Origin of the sequence: Enterobacter sp. E12, from assembly GCF_014596715.2 — a bacterium.
GTDB classification, from domain to species: Bacteria; Pseudomonadota; Gammaproteobacteria; order Enterobacterales; family Enterobacteriaceae; genus Enterobacter; species Enterobacter bugandensis.
In genome coordinates, this window is sequence record NZ_CP115601.1 from 3,799,999 (window position 1) to 3,818,807 (window position 18,809).

Sequence of the window (18,809 nt, forward strand, 5' to 3'; positions counted from 1 at the left end):
TACGGTTTTGTAGGCCGGGTAAGGCGTCGCCGCCACCCGGCACTGCTCAGAGCGGAGAAAACCCTCCATCCCCAACCCACTCCGCCAGCCGCGAATACACCTCTTCCACCGCCGCCTTCACCGGCGGCGTCATCGGGTAATAAAAGCCGACAATGTCCGGCTGAATTCCTAAAAACAGCACCTCGCCCACGTCGTCTTTAATCTGATCGACCAGGTAGTTCAGCGGCATATTGTGGGTGGTCATCATAAACATCTCGGCGATGTCGTCCGGATCAATCAGGCGGATTTCGCCCGGGTTCAGCCCCATATCGGTGGCATCGACAATCAACAGCCTTTCCGGACGCAGCTCGCGAATGGCGACCACATCGTTTTCCGGCGCGCTGCCGCCGTCAATCACCACCCAGTCGCCCTGCGGTTTTGCGGCGCACATCTCCGCCAGCAGCGGGCCCGCGCCGTCGTCGCCCATCATGCTGTTGCCGACACACAGTAAAACGTCAGTCACGTAATCTCCTCACCATCAGGTAGATGGCGCTCTCCTGATGAATATCGTGCAGCATGCCGAGCAGCGTTTTGCTCCACGCCTGCTGCGCCGGGGTTTGCCTGCCGAGCGCCGCGTCAAAGGCGTTGGCGAGCATTGTGATATGGTTGGCGTCGATGACGATCTCGCCATACTTCGGCACGCCCTCCATCTTGCGCCGCGCGGTGCTGCCCTCCTCCAGCGTGGCGATCCACGCCAGGTATTCCGGCCACGGGCAGGTTAGCGCCGCCTCCAGACAGTCGATCACCCCGAGGTGGTGCCCAATCGCCAGGCTGTAATAGACCACCTGCTGCGCCGCATCCGGCGTGGCATCGTTCTCATCAATAAACTTACGGCTCAGTTGGCTGAACACCACCGTTTCACTCATCGGATACGCGCCTCATCCACAATGCTGTTCAGGTTTGCCACGATCTCATTGAGACGCGGATCGTTTTCCGCTTCCAGCCAGCGCGCCACCTGATGGTCGCCCTGGCTCAGCAGGCGCAGGTAATCGTCGGCAATCTGACGCCCGTAGCGATAGCCCGCCAGCCTGCGCGCCGTGCGGTCGACCTTCACGCGCAGCGTCTGCACCATGTCCGGATGCAGAATGGCCGCGGGCTGGTTGTCGATCTCGCCAGGGGCGCGGGCGTGGATCTTCTGCTCCAGCAAGCCGAGCGCCATCGCAAAGCCGTACAGCGTGGCGGCAGGCGTCGGCGGGCAGCCCGGAATATAGACATCCACCGGCACGATTTTGTCGGTGCCGCCCCAGACGCAATAAAGATCGTGGAAGATGCCGCCGCTGTTGCCGCAGGCGCCGTAGGAGATGCAGATTTTCGGATCCGGCGCGGACTGCCAGGCGCGCAGCGCGGGCGATCGCATGGCGCGGGTCACCGCCCCGGTAAACAGCAGAATGTCCGCATGACGCGGGGACGGAACCACTTTGATGCCGAAGCGCTCGGCGTCAAACAGCGGCGACAGGGTGGCGAAGATCTCGATCTCACAGCCGTTGCAGCCGCCGCAGTCCACGCGGTAGACGTAGGCCGAGCGTTTAATTTTTTTCAGTAGCGACGCCTTCATGCTGGCGATGGACTCCTCCACCGTCAGCGGCACCGGAATGCCGTTATCGTCGCGCGGGCCGAGTAAGTTTTCCATCAGCTGGCCTCTCTCATATGGCGGGTAATATCAATGCGGTCGGACGGCAGCAGGCACTTCTGACGTTTGCACTCCGGGCAGGTTTCGAAGCTTTCGCGGTGATGCTCCGCGCGGGCGTCGCCGTTGTGCTGCAGCAGCGCGATGGCGTAGTCGATCTCTTTTTGCACGGCGAACGGACGCTTGCAGACGCGGCAATTGCACAGCGCGAAGCGCGACTGCTGGAGAAAATCCTCTTTTTTCCACACCGCCAGCTCGTACTCCTGAGAAAGTCGAATGGCGACCGTCGGGCAGACCTCCTCGCAGCGGCCGCAGAAGATGCAGCGCCCGAGGTTAAACTGCCAGGCCAGCTCGCCGGTTTTAAGATCCGTTTCCACCGTTAAGGCGTTCGACGGGCAGGCGTTGACGCAGGCCGCACAGCCGATGCACTGCTGCGGGTTGTGCTCCGGCTTGCCGCGAAAGTTTTTATCCACCGGGATCGGCTCCAGCGGATAGCTGCTGGTCTGCGCGCCGGTTTTGATCACTTTTTTGATAAAGGTAAACATGGCGTGTCCTTATTTCAGCGGCGAGTTCTTGCGCTCGATGCTGTAGCGCTCAAGCTCTTTGTACGGCACTACCTGGCTTTTCTTCTTGCGCACGTCCACCACCGTCATGCGGTCGGTGCAGGAGTAGCATGGATCGAGGCTGCCGATGATCAGCGGCGCGTCAGAGACCGTGTTACCGCGCAGCATATAGCGCAGGGTAGGCCAGTTGGCGTAGGTCGCCGCGCGACAGCGCCAGCGGTAGAGCTTCTGATTGTCGCCGGTCATGCTCCAGTGGATATCATCCCCTCGCGGCGCTTCGGCAAAGCCGAGGGCAAAGCGGTTTGGAATGTAGGTGAAGCCCTCCACCATCAGCGGACCGCCCGGCAGGTTGTCCAGGCCGAAGTCGATCATGTTCAGGGCGGTGTAGACCTCGTTGATACGCACCTTGAGGCGAGAAATAACGTCGCAGCCCTGTTCGCTGTGCACGGTCATCGGCAGCAGGCCGTAGCCGACGAACGGGTGATCGGCGCGGGTGTCGCGGGCGTGGCCGCTGGCGCGCACCATCGGGCCGACATTGCTGAAGTCGCGGGCAATTTCCGGATCGAGGCGACCAATCCCGACGGTGCGCTGCTCGATGTTTGGCGTGCTGAGCAGCATGTCCACCAGCTCCTGCACGTCCCGGCGCATCTGCTGCGCCAGCTGGCGGGTCTTGATCATGTCGTCTTTCAGCAGGTCGCGGCGGATCCCGCCGATCAGGTTCAGGCCGTAAGTTTTACGCGCCCCGGTGAGGATCTCCGCCATCTTCATCGACGCTTCGCGCACGCGGAAGAACTGCATAAACCCGGAGTCAAAGCCGACGAAGTGGCAGGCAAGGCCGAGATTCAGCAGGTGCGAGTGCAGGCGCTCCACCTCCAGCAGAATGGCGCGGATCATCTGCGCGCGCTCCGGCACCACGATCCCCATGCCGTTCTCCACCGAGGTGGTGTAGGCGGTGCTGTGGGCGAAGCCGCAGATGCCGCACACGCGGTCAGAGAGGAACGTGACCTCGTTGTAGCCCATGCGGGTTTCCGCCAGCTTCTCCATGCCGCGGTGGACGTAGAACAGGCGGTAGTCAGCGTCGATGATATTTTCGCCATCGACGAACAGGCGGAAGTGGCCCGGTTCGTCGGAGGTGACGTGCAGCGGGCCGATCGGCACCACGTTGTTCTTCTTGCTGCCCAGCTCGTTGATGAACTCGTAGGTTTCGCTGTCGGTGGTCGGGGCCGGACGCTGGCGGTAATCCATGCTGTCCTTGCGCAGCGGATAGAGTTCATCCGGCCAGTCGTCCGGCAGCACCAGACGACGCTCGTCCGGCAGGCCGACGGGCACCAGGCCGTACATGTCACGCACCTCGCGCTCACCCCAGACGGCGGCAGGAACGCGCGGCGTCACGGACGGGTATTCCGGCTTATTCGGGTCGACCTCGACGCGCACGGTGAGCCAGCACTTCTCGCCCTGCTCCATCGACATCACGTAGTACACCGCGTAGTTACCGCACAGCTGACGCTCGTCGTTACCGAACAGCACCGACAGCCAGCCGCCCTGCTGGTAATAGAGAAACTCCACCACTTCCGGCAGGTAGTTCACCTTCACGGTAATGGTGATCTGATCTTTGGTTTGCCAGGACTCCTCCAGCACCACGCCGGGGAAAGCCTGATGCAACGCGGCGAGATACTGCTGACCTTTCTTTTCTTCAGACATAAACACTCTCTTTAATCACGCCACCAGCAAGGAGACGAACGCTAAAAATGCAAAACCAAAACCGGCCCAGGTGATGCGCGAGGTTGCCGCAAAACGCAGGCGCGCCATGCTGTTTTCAAACAGGGCGATGACCAGCACGCCGACCAGCAGCTTGAGGGCGGCAACCACCACGGCCAGCAGCAGGCCGCCTGCAGAGAAGTGCGTCATCTGCCCCCACGGGAAGAAAACGCCAACAAACATCTGCAACACCACCAATTGCTTAAGGCTGATGCCCCACTTCAGCACCGCGAAGCCGTAGCCGCTGTACTCGGTAAGCGGCCCTTCCTGCAGCTCCTGCTCCGCTTCCGCGAGATCGAACGGCAGCTTGCCCATCTCAATAAACGTGGCGAACGCGCAGGCGCAGAGTGCCAGCACGAGCGGGATGGAGCGGGCCACCGGCCAGTGGTAAACGGTGTCGGTGATAAAACTGATGTGGGTCGAACCTGCAACCTGCGCGGCCACCCACAGCCCCAGCAGCAGGATCGGCTCCACCAGCACGCCGAGCATCGCCTCGCGGCTGGCGCCGATGCCGGTAAACGGGCTGCCGGTGTCCAGGCCCGCAATCGCAAAGAAGAAGCGCGCGATGGCGAAGAGGTAGATGAGCGTAATCAGATCGCCGAGCACCGGCAGCGGCGAGCCTACCGTGACCACTGGCAGCGCGGTGGCGATGGTGAGCATCACGCCGACCATCACGAACGGCGTCAGGCGGAACACCCAGCCCGCGGCATCCGGAGCGACGCTCTGGCGAGAGAGCAGTTTGAAGAGATCGCGGTACTCCTGGAGCACGCCAGGCCCGCGACGGTTGTGCATTCGGGCGCGCGCCACGCGCGTGATGCCCGACAGCAGCGGCGCGGCGGCGAACAGCACCAGCGCCTGAAGAATTGCCAGTAAAAGACTCATGTCAGGCTCCTCGTGAAATCACAATCACTACCAGCACCGCCAGCTCGATCAGCGCCAGTCGGCGGAACAGCACGGGCACGGCAGCACTCTGCCAGCCCGGCACCCAGCCCTGCGGGTTAAGCCACTGGCGCAGCTTCAGCACGGCGGCGAAGTTCTCCTTCACCGGCATGGCAAAACCGTGGGCGGTAATGACCATCGACGGCTCGTGTTCGTAGCCGCAGGCCCACGCCGCGCCGCGCGAACGGGAGGCGAGACGGTCGCGCCTGAAGAACAGCATCAGCACGAACGGCAGGAGCGGCCCGGCGATCAGCAGCAGCGCCATCATCGGCTGGGAGACAACGGTATGCGCCGTCGCCAGCGGCAGCGGAACGGCGTGGCCCAGCAGCGGCAGCAGCCACGGCGCGGCAACCCCGCCCGCAATGCAGCACAGCGCCAGCGCGACCACGCTGGTGGCCATCAGTACCGGGGCGCAGCAGGCGTTCTCCGCTTCACGGGTGCGCGGCGCGCCGAGGAAGGTGACGCCATAGACTTTCGCCATGCACATCACCGCCAGCGCCCCGGTAATCGCCAGGCCCACCGCCAGCAGCGGGCCGAGCAGCCGCGCGATAAACGCGTCGCTCTGGCCGAGCGCGAAGAAGGACTGATAGATCACCCACTCCCCGGCAAAGCCGTTCAGCGGCGGCAGCGCGGCCATCGCCATCAGCCCCACCAGCATGGCGAGTGAAATCATCGGCATCTTTTTGCCAATCCCACCGAGCTTTTCGATATCGCGATGGCCGGTGCGGAACCAGACGCTGCCCGCGCCGAGGAACAGAGTGGTTTTAAACAGGCTATGGTTGACGAGGTGATACAGACCGCCGACAAACCCGGCAGCAATCAGCGCCGGCTGGTTGAGCGCCAGCCCGGTGACGCCCGCGCCCATGCCGAGCAGGATGATGCCGATGTTTTCCAGGGTGTGATAGGCCAGCAGACGCTGGATGTTGTGCTCCATCAGGGCGTACAGGCCGCCGACAAATGCGGTGATCATCCCCGCAATCAGCAGCGCTACCCCCCACCACAGCGGCGGCTGACCGCCCGTCAGGGTAATCGTCAGGATACCGAACAAACCGACCTTCATTACCACCGTCGAAAACAGCGCGGCGGCGGGCGCAGAGGCATTCGCGTGCGCCTGCGGGACCCAACCGTGCAGCGGGATAATCCCGGCCAGCAGGCCAAAGCCGACTGTGCCCAGCAGCCAGACGTCGTTCCCCAGCGGCTGGCCGTTAAGCGCGGCAAAATCCAGGGTGCCGAAACGCTGCCACACCAGCCAGCAGGCCAGCGCCAGCAGCAGCGTGCCGAGGCGTCCGAGCGCAAACCATAGCTTGCCGGAGGCGCTGCAGCCGGTCAGGAACACGCCACACAGCGCCATGATCTCTGCCATCACCACCAGCGCGCCGAGGTTGCTGGCGATAACCGTGCAGACCGCGGCGGCCATCAGCAGATTGACCAGCAGGCCGTTGGCTTTGGTCTGCTGATGGCGGTGCCAGTCAATATTGAACAGGCTGATAAACAGCCCGCACAGGCCAAAGGTCACCAGCCAGATGGCGTTCAGCGGCGTAATCGCCACGGTGTGGCGAATCAGCGGCATGAGTGTTTCCACGGATTGTCCGCCGAGCAGGACGACACCGCCCGCCGCCAGCGTCATCAGGCTGCCGACCGCCCCGCCGATACCGGCTATCCAGCCGCTCAGGGTTTTATGGAAAGAGAACACCAGCGCCAGCGCGGCGGCAGCGGCAAAGTACGCCACGGCGCTATTAATCATAAATATCGCGTTCACTTCGCCCCCTCGTTAAGCGCCTGCAGAAGCGAAAGATCGCCGACGTCGGTATTAATGGTCAGCTCGCGCTTGCGCCTGCTGGTGCGGGCGATATCGCGGATGTTAACCAGGATCAGCGCTTTGGTCGGGCAGGTCCGCACGCAGGCCGGACCCTGTTCGTCAAAGCTGCACAGATCGCACTTCACCGCAATAGCGCGGATGCCGGGCACCCAGTCCAGCAGCGTGCTCACGCGTGCCGGAGCCGGTGGCGCAGGCGGCGCTTTCGGGGTATTGGCGTTCGCCGGGATATGCAGCGGGCGGCTGCCGGAGAATTCAATGGCACCGAACGGGCAGGCGATGCCGCACAGCTTGCAGCTCACGCACAGGCTTTCGTTCAGCTGGACCGCGCCATCGACGCGGGTGATGGCATTGACGGGACACACGCCCGCGCAAGGGGCATCTTCACAGTGGTGGCAGAGCTGCGGCGCAGACTCTTTCTCATTACGCATGACGCGCAGGCGCGGCATGGACTGCAGCCCGTGCAGGCGGTGCGTTTCCGAACACGCCGCCTCACAGGTCCGACAGCCAATACAGACCGTCGAGTCAGCAATTACAAAACGGTTCACCGGGCAATCCTCTGGTGATGGTCATTTTTGACGACGAAAAACTGTCTCATCGACACTTTTCGACATTCGGTTATCAGGCAAGATTTGCGGGGGCCTTTCCCACGACGAGCTGTTTGAGGTCGACCGGCAAGTCGTGCTCAACCGCGGCGTAGAGACCGTTGTAAACCGGCGCGATTTTCTCCAGATAGTGCTCAAGTACCTGCTGGCGATCGCGGTTGCTGACGTAGCCGTCGACCATGCCGTCGGCCATCAGCTGCGCCTGCGCAATACATTGTTTTTCACCCTCTTTATTCTCAACGTAGTACTCGATGGTGTGGCTGTTAAAGCTGTCTGCCAGGGTCACAAAGACCGTGAAATGACCGAACAGGACAAAGCGCATATCCCCCTGCGCCGCACAGCTCATCGCATGATGCAGTCGGGCTTTTGACAGGGTGATCCCCTGAACCAGAGAGTTACAGTAGAGGTGCCACTGATCCTGAAGCTGCTGGTGGCGCTGCGCGATGTAATCCGCTTTTTCGCTAATTTCCCAAATAGTCATAGAAGGTATCCGGTTAATGGAGATAGCGGCTGTTAAGCAGATTCCGTGCCAGTTTTTAATGTGTTGATTTGAATGATTTTTATTAAAAAAGACACTGTCAACGCCGCCGTGTCGACGTGTCATTTCGACAGCGCTGACATCGTCACGCCGTAACGCAAATCAAGCTGGCACCGTTATTGCATTTACTGGCGCAAATCATTGAGGAGGCGTCATGCACGAAATCACCCTCTGCCAGCGGGCTCTGGAACTTATCGAACAGCAGGCTGTGCAGAACCACGCGAAGCGCGTCACCGGCGTCTGGCTGAAGGTCGGCGCCTTTTCCTGCGTCGAGAGCAGCGCCCTCACCTTCTGTTTTGAACTGGTGTGCCGCGGCACGCTGGCGGAAGGCTGCGCGCTGCATATTGAAGAGCAGCAGGCAGAGTGCTGGTGCGAGCAGTGTCAGCAGTACGTCACCCTGCTCTCATCAAAGGTTCAGCGCTGCCCGCAGTGTCAGAGCACGGGTCTTCGCATCGTGGCGGATGACGGCATGCAGATCCTGCGCCTCGAAATCGAGAAGGAGTAAGTTATGTGTAGTACCTGCGGTTGCGCCGAAGGCAACCTGTATATAGAAGGGGATGAACACCGTCCTCACTCCGCGTTTCGCTCCGCGCCCTTTTCCCCTGCCCCGCGTCCCGCGGCGGCACTGACCGGCATCACCTTTGCGCCGCAGCGTTCCGACGCGGGCGACCTGCATTACGGCCACGGCGAAGCGGGCACCCACGCGCCGGGCATGAGCCAGCGCCAGATGCTGGAGGTGGAGATCGACGTGCTGGACAAAAATAACCAGATCGCCGCCCGCAACCGCGCCCGCTTTGCCGCGCGTCAACTGCTGGTGCTGAACCTGGTCTCCAGCCCCGGCTCTGGCAAAACCACGCTGCTGACCGAAACGCTCAAGCGCCTGAACCAACGCGTCTCCTGCGCGGTTATCGAAGGCGATCAGCAAACCGTTAACGACGCGGCGCGCATCCGCGAAACCGGGACGCCCGCCATTCAGGTTAACACCGGCAAGGGCTGCCACCTGGATGCGCAGATGATTGCCGACGCCGCCCCTCGCCTGCCGCTGGCGGATAACGGCATCCTGTTTATCGAAAACGTCGGTAACCTGGTCTGCCCGGCAAGCTTCGACCTCGGCGAACGGCATAAAGTGGCGGTGCTCTCCGTGACCGAAGGGGAGGACAAGCCGCTGAAGTACCCGCACATGTTCGCCGCCGCCTCCCTCATGCTGCTGAACAAAGTCGATCTGCTGCCGTACCTGAACTTCGACGTGGATAAGTGCCTTGCCTGTGCCCGCGAGGTGAACCCGGACATTCACATCCTGCTGGTTTCCGCCACGCGCGGCGACGGCATGGCCGCCTGGCTGGATTGGCTGGAGAGCGAACGATGTGCATAGGCGTACCGGGACAAATCCATTCCCTCGACGGCAATCAGGCCAAAGTGGAGGTTTGCGGCATCCTGCGCGACGTCGACCTGACGCTGGTGGGCAGCACCGATGAGACGGGCGCGTCGCGCCTCGGCCAGTGGGTGCTGGTCCACGTGGGGTTTGCGATGAGCGTGATTAACGAAGCGGAAGCCCGCGACACGCTGGACGCGCTGCAAAACATGTTTGACGTGGAGCCGGACGTGGGCGCGCTCCTGTACGGCGAGGAGCGCTAGCCTATGCGTTACGTTGATGAATATCGCGCGCCAGAACAGGTGATGCAGCTTATCGGACATCTGAAAACGCGCGCGGCGCTGCTGGACTACACGAACGAAAGGCCGCTGCGGATCATGGAGGTGTGCGGCGGGCACACGCACGCCATCTTCAAGTTTGGCCTCGACCAGCTGCTGCCGGAGAACATCGAGTTTATTCACGGCCCCGGCTGCCCGGTGTGCGTTTTGCCGATGGGGCGTATCGACAGCTGCATCGAAATTGCCGGCCAGCCCGACGTCATTTTCTGCACCTTTGGCGACGCGATGCGCGTGCCGGGGAAAAACGGCTCGCTGTTGCAGGCGAAGGCGCGCGGCGCGGACGTGCGGATCGTTTACTCGCCGATGGATGCCCTGACGCTGGCAGAGGCTAACCCTGAGCGCAAGGTCGTCTTTTTCGGGCTGGGTTTTGAAACCACCATGCCCGCTACGGCCATCACGCTGCAGCAGGCGAAAGCGCGCAACGTCACTAACTTTTTCTTTTTCTGCCAGCATATTACGCTCATTCCCACGCTGCGCAGTCTGCTCGAAGAGCCAGACAACGGCATCGACGCGTTTCTGGCGCCGGGCCACGTCAGCATGGTGATTGGCACAGACGCCTACGGTTTTATCGCTGATCAATACAATCGTCCGTTAGTGGTGGCTGGTTTCGAACCGCTTGATCTACTGCAAGGCGTAGCCATGCTGGTTGAGCAGAAAATAGCGTCTCTGAGCGCGGTTGAAAACCAGTACCGCCGCGTGGTGCCCGATGCGGGAAATGAACGGGCGCAGCAGGCGATTGCCGACGTGTTTAGCGTTGAGGGCGACAGCGAGTGGCGCGGGCTGGGGCTGATTGCGGAATCCGGCGTGCGCCTGACGCCTGCCTATTGCGAATTTGATGCCGAAGCGCACTTCCGCCCTCAGCCGCAGCAGGTGTGCGACGATCCCCGGTCCCGCTGTGGCGAGGTGCTTACCGGCAAATGCAAACCTCATCACTGCCCGCTATTTGGCAACACCTGTAACCCGCAAACCGCGTTTGGCGCGCTGATGGTCTCCTCTGAAGGGGCATGCGCCGCGTGGTATCAGTATCGCAACCAGGAGTGTGAAGCATGAACACGGTGGAAATGGCGCACGGAAGCGGTGGACAGGCGATGCAGCAGCTGATTAACAGGCTGTTCATGGAGGCCTTTAATAACCCCTGGCTCGCCGAGCAGGAGGATCAGGCTCGCATCGCGCTCTCAACCCTCACCGCACACGGCGACCGGCTGGCGTTCTCCACCGACAGCTACGTGATTGACCCGCTATTCTTCCCGGGCGGCGATATTGGCAAGCTCGCCGTCTGCGGTACGGCCAACGACGTGGCCGTCAGCGGCGCCATTCCGCGCTACCTCTCGTGCGGATTTATCCTCGAAGAAGGATTACCGATGGAGACGCTTGCGGCAGTGGTCAACAGCATGGCGCATACCGCCCGCGAGGCGGGGATTGCTATCGTCACCGGCGATACCAAAGTGGTCCAGCGCGGCGCGGCCGATAAGCTCTTCGTCAACACCGCCGGCATGGGGGCGATCCCCGCCGACGTTCACTGGGGCGCGCAGCAGCTTTCGGTGGGCGACGTGCTGATTGTCAGCGGAACGCTGGGCTGCCACGGGGCAACCATCCTGAACCTGCGCGAAGGCCTGGGGCTGGACGGCGAGCTTCGCAGCGACTGCGCGGTGCTCACCCCGCTTATCCAGACGCTGCGCGACATCCCGGGCGTCAAAGCCCTGCGCGACGCCACCCGGGGCGGGGTGAATGCCGTTGTCCACGAGTTCGCCGCAAGCAGCGGGTGCGGGATTGAACTGAGCGAGCGCGACCTGCCCGTTAAGCCTGCCGTGCGGGGGCTGAGTGAGCTTTTAGGGCTTGACCCGCTAAACTTTGCCAACGAGGGCAAGCTGGCGATCGGCGTGGAACGTTCGGCGGCGGAAGCCGTACTTGAACAGCTGAGAGCGCATCCCTTAGGGAAAGACGCGGCCATCATTGGCGACGTGGTTGAGCGCAAAGGGGTGCGCCTGACCGGACTTTATGGCGTGAAGCGCACGCTGGATCTGCCGCACGCTGAGCCGTTACCCCGAATTTGCTAGAACCGCGTCATAAGCGGTCAGCAGTGAAGTCTCTTTTTTGCCAGTTTCTAGTGGAAAGCAATAATGCCGTATACACCGATGAGCGATCTTGGACAGCAGGGCCTGTTTGACATCACGCGCACACTTTTACAACAGCCCGATCTCGGCGCGCTGAGCGATGCCCTGACGCGGCTGGTCAGGCAATCAGCGCTGGCGGACAGCGCGGCGATTGTGCTCTGGCATAGTGGAACGCACCGCGCGAGCTACTATTCCACGCGCGATAATGGCAAAACGTTTGAATACGAAGACGAAACGTACCTCGCGCACGGCCCGGTGCGCCGCATTCTCTCCCGGCCTGAAGTGCTGCACTGCAATTTTGAAGAGTTTCGGATGGCATGGCCGCGGCTGGCAGAGAGCAATCTCTATCAGCCTTTCGGTCATTACGGCATGCTGCCGCTGGCGGCGGAGGGCCATATTTTTGGCGGCTGCGAGTTTATCCGCAATACCGACCAGCCCTGGAGCGAGGCGGAGTACGAGCGGTTGCATACCTTCACGCAGATTGTGGCCGTCGTCGCGGAGCAGATCCAAAGCCGCGTCACCAATAACGTGGATTACGACCTGCTGAGCCGCGAGCGCGATAACTTCCGCATTCTGGTCGCCATCACTAACGCCGTACTCTCAAGGCTCGACATGGACGAGCTGGTCAGCGAAGTCGCCAAGGAGATCCACCACTATTTCAGGATCGACGCCATCAGCATCGCGCTACGCGGGAACCGCAAAGGCAAGCTGAACATCTACTCCACCCACTATCTTGATGAGGCCAATCCGGCGCACGAGCAGAGCGAGGTGGACGAAGCGGGCACCCTTTCTGAGCGGGTATTTAAAAGCAAAGAGATCCTGCTGCTTAATCTCAGCGAGCAGGACCCGGTGGCGCCGTACGAGCGGATGCTGTTTAACACCTGGGGCAACAAAATTCAGACCCTGTGCCTCCTGCCGCTGATGTCCGGCAGCACCATGCTTGGGGTGCTCAAACTGGCGCAGTGCGATGAAGCCGTGTTTACCACCGCCAACCTGAAGCTGCTGCGCCAGATCGCCGAGCGTATTTCCATCGCGCTGGATAACGCCCTCGCCTATCAGGAGATCCACCGCCTGAAAGAGCGGCTGGTGGACGAAAACCTGGCCCTGACCGAACAGCTCAACAACGTGGACAGCGAGTTTGGCGAAATCATCGGGCGCAGCGATGCCATGTACAGCGTGCTTAAGCAGGTGGAGATGGTGGCCCAGAGCGACAGCACGGTGCTGATCCTCGGTGAAACCGGCACCGGTAAAGAGCTGATAGCCCGCGCCATTCATAACCTGAGCAACCGCAACAGCCGGCGGATGGTGAAGATGAACTGCGCGGCGATGCCCGCGGGTCTGCTGGAAAGTGACCTCTTCGGCCACGAGCGCGGCGCCTTTACCGGGGCCAGCAGCCAGCGGCTGGGCCGTTTCGAACTGGCGGATAAAAGCTCGCTGTTCCTCGACGAAGTGGGCGATATGCCGCTGGAGCTGCAGCCCAAGCTGCTGCGCGTTTTGCAGGAGCAGGAGTTTGAGCGCCTCGGCAGCAACAAGCTGATCCAGACCGACGTGCGGCTGATTGCCGCCACCAACCGCGACCTGAAAAAGATGGTCGCCGACCGCGAGTTTCGCAGCGATCTCTACTATCGCCTGAACGTCTTTCCGATCTGCCTGCCGCCGCTGCGCGAGCGCCCGGAAGATATTCCGCTGCTGGTGAAGGCCTTTACCGCGAAGATTGCCCGCCGGATGGGGAGGAATATCGACAGTATTCCTGCCGAAACGCTACGTACCCTTTCGGCGATGGAGTGGCCGGGGAACGTGCGCGAGCTGGAAAACGTCATTGAGCGCGCGGTACTGCTGACGCGCGGGAACGTTCTTCAGCTCTCTTTGCCTGAAGTCTCCCTTCAGGAAGCCCCCACGCTTTCGGCAGAGGTCGCGCTGGAAGGCGAAGATGAATATCAGCTCATTATGCGCGTACTGAAAGAGACCAACGGCGTGGTAGCCGGACCGAAGGGCGCAGCTCAGCGGCTGGGGCTGAAACGCACTACCCTGCTCTCTCGCATGAAGCGTCTGGGAATCGATAAAGAGAGCCTGCTTTAACCCGACATTCCGGCGCCGCTTATGGCGCCGCTTTTCGTCACCCTGCGCAATTGTCCCTCATTGACACAATATATTTTCCTCTGTATAAAATTCCGCCTTAATAATGCGTTTCATTTGCATCAAAAATAATATTAATGAAGGGTAGCGTTTCATGAAGAAGGTCATCTGCGCGTTAGGCCTGGCGATTGCGTCGGTCAGTTCTGCTCTGGCAACCACATATCCTCTGACGATTGAAAACTGTGGCTATAAAGAGACATTCACTAAAGCGCCTGAACGCGTCGTGGCCCTCGGTCAGAACACCGTGGAAATTTTGCTCCTGCTGGGGCTGGAAGATAAGGTCAAAGCCAGCGCCTTCTGGCCGACCAAGGTGCTGCCGCAGCTGGCTGAGCAGAATGCAAAAATCAAAACCCTGACCGTCGAAATTCCGACTCTTGAATCCATCCTTGCGCAAAACCCCGATTTTGTTCCTGCACAGCTGCCGCTGCTGCTTGGGCCGGAAAGTAAGGTCGCAAAACGTGAAGATCTGGCTACCGTCGGCGTGAACAGCTATTTATCTCCAGGCATGTGCGCCACCAAAAAAGCGGCAGGCGATATGTACGGCAGCCGCCAGACGCTGTGGGATATGACGTACCTTTATAAAGAGATTGAAGATTTCGCGAAGATTTTCAACGTTGAAGCGCGCGGCCAGGCCGTTATCGCTGATTTCAAAAAACGTGAGGCCGACCTGCGTCAGGAATTTGGTAAAAACAAAAAAGATCTCTCGTTTGTTTTCTGGTTCTCAAGCGCCTCGCCTTCGGCAGATGCCTATGTCGGCGGGAAAAATAGCGCCTCCGGTTTTATTGCTAACGTGCTGGGTGGCCATAACGCCATTACCGCTGAGACCGAATGGCCGACCGTCGGCTGGGAAAGTATTATTGCCGCGAACCCTGATGTGATTGTCGTCTCCAGTCTGGACCGCAACCGCTGGGCGCTGGATAACGCGGATGAGAAAATCAAATTCCTGAAAAGCGATCCTGCCGTGAGCCAGCTTGATGCCGTCAAAAAAGGCCATATCGTGGTGATGGACGGTCAGGCGATGAACCCGACGATTCGTACGATTTACGGTGCTGAACAGGTGGGTGAACAGCTCAGAAAACTGGGGCTGAACTGATGACGGCAGCCGTACTTCAGGCCCGCCAGGGCCTGATCCTGACCACTTCCGCTCTGCTTGCCGTTGTCCTGCTGTTTTTAGTGATTGCTCTTGGCGTCAGCGTCGGCGAGCTGTCGATTCCGCTCTCCAACGTCTTTTACGCTATTGGTAATAAGCTGGGGCTGACCGACGTTCCGCTCAACCGCATCTATGAGAGCGTAATCTGGGACTTTCGCCTGAGCCGCGCGCTGGTGGCGGCCTGCTGCGGGGCCGGTTTAGCCATCTGCGGTGCCGTGCTGCAAAGCCTGCTGAAGAACGCGCTGGCGGAACCCTACGTGCTCGGCGTGTCGGCGGGTGCCTCAACCGGGGCGGTGTCGGTCGTCGTCCTGGGCATCGGCACCGGCGCGGTATCGCTCTCTGCGGGGGCGTTTGCCGGGGCGTTCGCCGCCTTTGCGTTTGTCGCCTTTCTGACGAACGGCGCGCGCGGCGGCAATGAACGCACCATTCTGGCAGGCGTTGCTGCATCTCAGCTTTTCAACGCCATTACCGCCTACACCATCAGCACCTCCGCCAGCGCGCAGCAGGCGCGCGACGTGATGTTCTGGCTGCTGGGCAGCTTTAGCGGCGTGCGTTGGCCGGAATTCCAGCTGGCGCTGGTTGTCGTGCTGGCGGGCCTTGCCGTCTGCCTCTACTATTCCCGGGCGCTGGACGCCTTTACCTTTGGTGATGACGCGGCTGCCTCCTTAGGCATTGCCGTGCCCTGGGTGCGTCTTGCCCTCTTTACCACCACGGCACTGATCACCGCGACCATCGTCAGCATGGCGGGCTCAATCGGCTTTGTAGGGCTGGTGGTGCCGCACGTCATGCGCTTCCTGTTCGGGCCGCTGCACCGCACGCTGCTGATTGCCAGCGCGCTGGCGGGGGCGATCCTGATGGTGCTGGCCGATATCGCCTCGCGCATGCTGATTGCCCCGCAAAGCCTGCCCGTCGGCGTGGTCACCGCGCTGGTGGGCGTACCTTTCTTTGCCGTGATTATCTACCGCTCAAGGAATAAGTGATGAGTATCTGCGCTGAAAATATTACCTGGAAGGTAGGCAAAAAAGTTATCGTCAATGGTGTCTCGCTGAAGGTTTCACGCGGCGAAACGGTGGGTTTGCTTGGTCCTAACGGCTGCGGCAAATCGTCCCTTTTGCGTATCCTGGCAGGCCTGCGTCGCCCGGATTCGGGCAGCGTGACCCTGGACGGGCAGGACATTTCCCGCATCGCCAAAAAGCAGCTTGCCCGCCGGGTGGCGTTCGTTGAGCAGCACGGGATGACCGACGCCAATATGCGCGTGCGCGACGTGGTCAAACTTGGACGTATTCCGCACCACTCCCCTTTTTCTAACTGGAGCGCGCAGGATGACGACACCGTCACCGCGGCTCTGCAGCGTGTCGATATGCTGGACCGCAGCGAGCAGGGCTGGCTGAGCCTGTCCGGCGGCGAGCGTCAGCGGGTGCATATTGCCCGCGCGCTGGCACAAACGCCAACCGAAATCCTGCTGGATGAACCGACCAACCACCTGGATATCCATCATCAGATGCAGCTGATGCAGTTGATCAGCCAATTACCCGTTACCAGTATCGTCGCCATCCACGATCTCAACCACGCTTCAATGTTCTGCGACTCGCTGATTGTGATGCAAAAAGGGCAAATTGTGGCGACCGGAACGCCGCAGGACATCTTATCCGAGTCGTTGCTCTGGGATGTCTTCCGGGTCAAAACCAAAATTGAGATCTCGCCGTTTCATGGCAAAAAGCACATTCACTTTATCGTTTAGGGACGAGTGATCGACAATGTCCCTTCGCCCCGCCACCACGCTCTGGCCGCCCGTTTTACTGGGTAGCCAGTTTGTTTTTAACATTGGTTTTTACGCCGTCGTTCCCTTCCTGGCGATATTTCTGCGTGACGACATGCTGCTCTCCGGCGGGCTCATCGGGCTGATCCTGGGCCTGCGCACGTTCTCGCAGCAGGGGATGTTTATCGTTGGCGGTGCGCTCTCGGACCGGTTTGGCGCGAAGGTCATCATCCTCAGCGGCTGCATAGTTCGTGTTTCAGGCTATCTGCTGCTGGCCTTCGGGGGATCGCTGTGGCCGATTATTCTGGGCGCGTGTCTGACGGGCGTCGGCGGCGCGTTATTTTCTCCCTCAATTGAGGCTCTGCTGGCGAAAGCGGGTACCCACAGCGAGGCGAAAGGGAAACGAAGCCGGGCGGAGTGGTTCGCGCTCTTTGCCGTCTGCGGGGAGCTCGGCGCGGTACTGGGCCCGGTTGCTGGCGCTCTGCTAACGGGGCTTGGCTTCCGCCAGGTAGCGCTGGCGGGGGCAGGCGTCTTTATCATTGCGCTAGTGGTGCTTTACTTCTGTCTACCTGCTGCCGGGCAACGTTCACAGAAGATAAAAATAGAGCCCTGGTGGACGACGTTCCGCCAGCCGCGCTTTGTCGCCTTTATCATTGCCTACAGCTCCTGGCTGTTAAGCTATAACCAGCTCTATCTGGCGCTGCCGGTGGAGATCCAGCGCTCCGGCGGTAACGAGAAAGATCTCGGCCCGCTTTTTATGCTGGCCTCCGTTCTGATCATTACCTTACAGCTGCCGCTGGCGCGTTTCGCCCGACGCGTGGGCGCGGTGAACATTCTTCCGGTGGGCTTTTTGCTGCTTTCCGCCGCCTTTGCGAGCGTGGCAATGTTTGCGGCAACAGAACCGCCTGAAGGCTGGCTGCGGCTTCTGCCCTCGGTCTCGTTTGTCACGCTGCTGACGCTGGGGCAGATGCTGTTGGTGCCGTCGGCAAAAGATCTCATTCCGCGGTTCGCCGATGAATCCACGCTGGGCGCGCACTATGGCGCACTCTCCACCGCCGGAGGCATTGCGGTACTGGCTGGAAATTTGTTATTTGGCAGCCTGCTGGATCGCGCGCTGGTGCCTTCAACGCAGGCGATTTACCCGTGGCTGCTGCTGGCGCTCTTTCCACTCTGCAGCGCGCTGGCCCTGAACGTGATTTGCCGCCCGCTACGAAGCTGATCGGTTCACTTTTTCGGTCGATACTTCTCCGGCAGTTCCGGCACCGGACGACGGTCATCCATCAGATGGCGGACGGTCAGAATGGGGTGACGCCATAACATACGCGGGCCTGCCCAGCGCATAATCTGCTTCATCTCTTCACGTCTGGCAGGCTGGTAGCAGTGCACCGGGCATTGTTTACAGGCGGGCTTTTCTTCACCAAAAACGCACTTATCCAGGCGCTTATCAGCATACGCGTTGAGCCCCTGATAATGCCCCGCTTCCTGAGAAGCCTGTGGACACTGCTTTGCGTACAACGCGATCATTTTCGCGATGGTCTCTTTTTCACGTGATATGCGTTTACCGGTCATAGCGACTTACCAAATAATAAGATGCATCAATAATACACTTTAAAACTGTGGATTTCAGGTGTTGCATTCCGTTTTCTGAAGCCTGATTCCACTATTAACCCTGCACCTCCTGGAAATCACTGGTATTTTATACAGGCATCAGGAATGACCGTTGTCCGTATAGTCTGGAGACCCTATGAAAGAGATCGCGATCGGCAAACCCTACCGCCATTTAAAAGTGGGATATTTCAGAAAACGTCACGAGGATCGAAAAACGAAGATACCAAAGCGATACAGCGTGCATGCGGCGCTGAGCTTAAAAGGAGACTGGCTTGAAAAGGCGGGCTTTACCACCAACTCCCAGGTCAGGGTGGGCGTTGAGCATGGAAAAATCGTCATAGAGTTAATGTCTGAAGGCGCCTCGTAAAGCCGCCACATTTTTCTGCGCCGTACCTTTTTTTCATGCGACAATAGAACGAACAAACGGCCACTGAGCCGCTCAAAACG

At 60.4% G+C, this 18,809-nt stretch carries 21 protein-coding genes; 11 read left to right on the plus strand and 10 right to left on the minus strand.

All coding sequences use genetic code 11. The features are described from left to right. Window positions 1–46 precede the first annotated feature (46 nt). The 9 genes from hycI to hycA form a co-directional block, all read right to left on the minus strand. Window positions 47–502, minus strand: coding sequence for a hydrogenase maturation peptidase HycI (gene hycI, locus IB212_RS18135; protein WP_041908481.1), 456 nt, complete (start codon window positions 500–502; stop codon window positions 47–49). After that, window positions 495–905 (minus strand): formate hydrogenlyase maturation HycH family protein, encoded by a 411-nt coding sequence (locus IB212_RS18140; protein ID WP_041908479.1) that lies wholly within the window; start codon window positions 903–905, stop codon window positions 495–497. Before IB212_RS18140 ends, hycI begins: the two co-directional genes overlap by 8 nt. Then, window positions 902–1,669 carry an NADH-quinone oxidoreductase subunit B family protein gene (locus tag IB212_RS18145; RefSeq protein ID WP_041908478.1) on the minus strand — a complete coding sequence of 256 codons (768 nt, stop codon included), beginning with the start codon at window positions 1,667–1,669 and terminating at the stop codon, window positions 902–904. The genes IB212_RS18140 and IB212_RS18145 overlap by 4 nt, the downstream gene beginning before the upstream one ends. Next, complete coding sequence (locus tag IB212_RS18150; RefSeq protein WP_041908477.1) at window positions 1,669–2,211, minus strand: formate hydrogenlyase complex iron-sulfur subunit; 543 nt, start codon at window positions 2,209–2,211, stop codon at window positions 1,669–1,671. Before IB212_RS18150 ends, IB212_RS18145 begins: the two co-directional genes overlap by 1 nt. 9 nt (window positions 2,212–2,220) lie before the next feature. Then, window positions 2,221–3,930, minus strand: coding sequence for a formate hydrogenlyase subunit HycE (gene hycE / locus IB212_RS18155; protein WP_041908476.1), 1,710 nt, complete (start codon window positions 3,928–3,930; stop codon window positions 2,221–2,223). A 15-nt stretch (window positions 3,931–3,945) separates the two neighbouring features. Then, window positions 3,946–4,869 carry a respiratory chain complex I subunit 1 family protein gene (locus IB212_RS18160; RefSeq protein WP_041908474.1) on the minus strand — a complete coding sequence of 308 codons (924 nt, stop codon included), beginning with the start codon at window positions 4,867–4,869 and terminating at the stop codon, window positions 3,946–3,948. Window position 4,870: 1 nt separating this feature from the next. After that, window positions 4,871–6,685, minus strand: coding sequence for a formate hydrogenlyase subunit 3 (hycC, locus tag IB212_RS18165; RefSeq protein WP_045629932.1), 1,815 nt, complete (start codon window positions 6,683–6,685; stop codon window positions 4,871–4,873). Next, entirely contained in the window at window positions 6,682–7,290 is a 609-nt protein-coding gene (locus IB212_RS18170; RefSeq protein ID WP_028014215.1) for a 4Fe-4S dicluster domain-containing protein, read from the minus strand. Before IB212_RS18170 ends, hycC begins: the two co-directional genes overlap by 4 nt. A 73-nt stretch (window positions 7,291–7,363) precedes the next feature. Beyond that, window positions 7,364–7,828 (minus strand): formate hydrogenlyase regulator HycA, encoded by a 465-nt coding sequence (gene hycA, locus IB212_RS18175; protein ID WP_188246056.1) that lies wholly within the window; start codon window positions 7,826–7,828, stop codon window positions 7,364–7,366. Between the two features lie 211 nt (window positions 7,829–8,039). Between hycA and hypA the strand changes: the two genes are divergently transcribed. The 10 genes from hypA (at window position 8,040) to IB212_RS18225 (ending at window position 17,973) form a co-directional block, all read left to right on the plus strand. Then, the gene (gene hypA, locus IB212_RS18180) at window positions 8,040–8,390 is read left to right on the plus strand and encodes a hydrogenase maturation nickel metallochaperone HypA (RefSeq protein WP_041908466.1); all 351 of its coding nucleotides are present in this window, start codon (window positions 8,040–8,042) and stop codon (window positions 8,388–8,390) included. A 3-nt stretch (window positions 8,391–8,393) separates the two neighbouring features. Beyond that, the gene (gene hypB / locus IB212_RS18185; RefSeq protein ID WP_188246057.1) at window positions 8,394–9,257 is read left to right on the plus strand and encodes a hydrogenase nickel incorporation protein HypB; all 864 of its coding nucleotides are present in this window, start codon (window positions 8,394–8,396) and stop codon (window positions 9,255–9,257) included. Beyond that, complete coding sequence (locus IB212_RS18190; RefSeq protein ID WP_028014219.1) at window positions 9,248–9,520, plus strand: HypC/HybG/HupF family hydrogenase formation chaperone; 273 nt, start codon at window positions 9,248–9,250, stop codon at window positions 9,518–9,520. Before hypB ends, IB212_RS18190 begins: the two co-directional genes overlap by 10 nt. Before the next feature lie 3 nt (window positions 9,521–9,523). Next, the gene (gene hypD / locus IB212_RS18195) at window positions 9,524–10,645 is read left to right on the plus strand and encodes a hydrogenase formation protein HypD (RefSeq protein ID WP_188246058.1); all 1,122 of its coding nucleotides are present in this window, start codon (window positions 9,524–9,526) and stop codon (window positions 10,643–10,645) included. Beyond that, window positions 10,642–11,652 (plus strand): hydrogenase expression/formation protein HypE, encoded by a 1,011-nt coding sequence (gene hypE / locus IB212_RS18200; protein ID WP_041908459.1) that lies wholly within the window; start codon window positions 10,642–10,644, stop codon window positions 11,650–11,652. The genes hypD and hypE overlap by 4 nt, the downstream gene beginning before the upstream one ends. Window positions 11,653–11,715: 63 nt before the next feature. Continuing rightward, a complete protein-coding gene (gene flhA / locus IB212_RS18205; RefSeq protein ID WP_188246059.1) occupies window positions 11,716–13,788 on the plus strand; it encodes a formate hydrogenlyase transcriptional activator FlhA in 2,073 nt (690 codons plus the stop codon). Between the two features lie 151 nt (window positions 13,789–13,939). Beyond that, window positions 13,940–14,938 carry an ABC transporter substrate-binding protein gene (locus IB212_RS18210; RefSeq protein ID WP_028014223.1) on the plus strand — a complete coding sequence of 333 codons (999 nt, stop codon included), beginning with the start codon at window positions 13,940–13,942 and terminating at the stop codon, window positions 14,936–14,938. Beyond that, complete coding sequence (locus IB212_RS18215) at window positions 14,938–15,975, plus strand: iron ABC transporter permease (RefSeq protein ID WP_028014224.1); 1,038 nt, start codon at window positions 14,938–14,940, stop codon at window positions 15,973–15,975. The genes IB212_RS18210 and IB212_RS18215 overlap by 1 nt, the downstream gene beginning before the upstream one ends. After that, window positions 15,975–16,736 (plus strand): ABC transporter ATP-binding protein, encoded by a 762-nt coding sequence (locus IB212_RS18220; RefSeq protein ID WP_041908454.1) that lies wholly within the window; start codon window positions 15,975–15,977, stop codon window positions 16,734–16,736. The genes IB212_RS18215 and IB212_RS18220 overlap by 1 nt, the downstream gene beginning before the upstream one ends. 16 nt (window positions 16,737–16,752) lie before the next feature. After that, window positions 16,753–17,973, plus strand: coding sequence for an MFS transporter (locus IB212_RS18225; protein WP_041908453.1), 1,221 nt, complete (start codon window positions 16,753–16,755; stop codon window positions 17,971–17,973). A gap of 5 nt (window positions 17,974–17,978) precedes the next feature. Here IB212_RS18225 and IB212_RS18230 read toward each other — a convergent pair whose 3' ends face one another. After that, window positions 17,979–18,323, minus strand: a complete 345-nt coding sequence (locus IB212_RS18230) for a nitrous oxide-stimulated promoter family protein (RefSeq protein ID WP_041908452.1) — start codon at window positions 18,321–18,323, stop codon at window positions 17,979–17,981. Window positions 18,324–18,498: 175 nt separating this feature from the next. Here IB212_RS18230 and IB212_RS18235 point away from each other — a divergent pair, with 175 nt between their 5' ends. After that, window positions 18,499–18,729, plus strand: coding sequence for a SymE family type I addiction module toxin (locus IB212_RS18235; protein ID WP_041908449.1), 231 nt, complete (start codon window positions 18,499–18,501; stop codon window positions 18,727–18,729). Window positions 18,730–18,809: the final 80 nt, after the last annotated feature.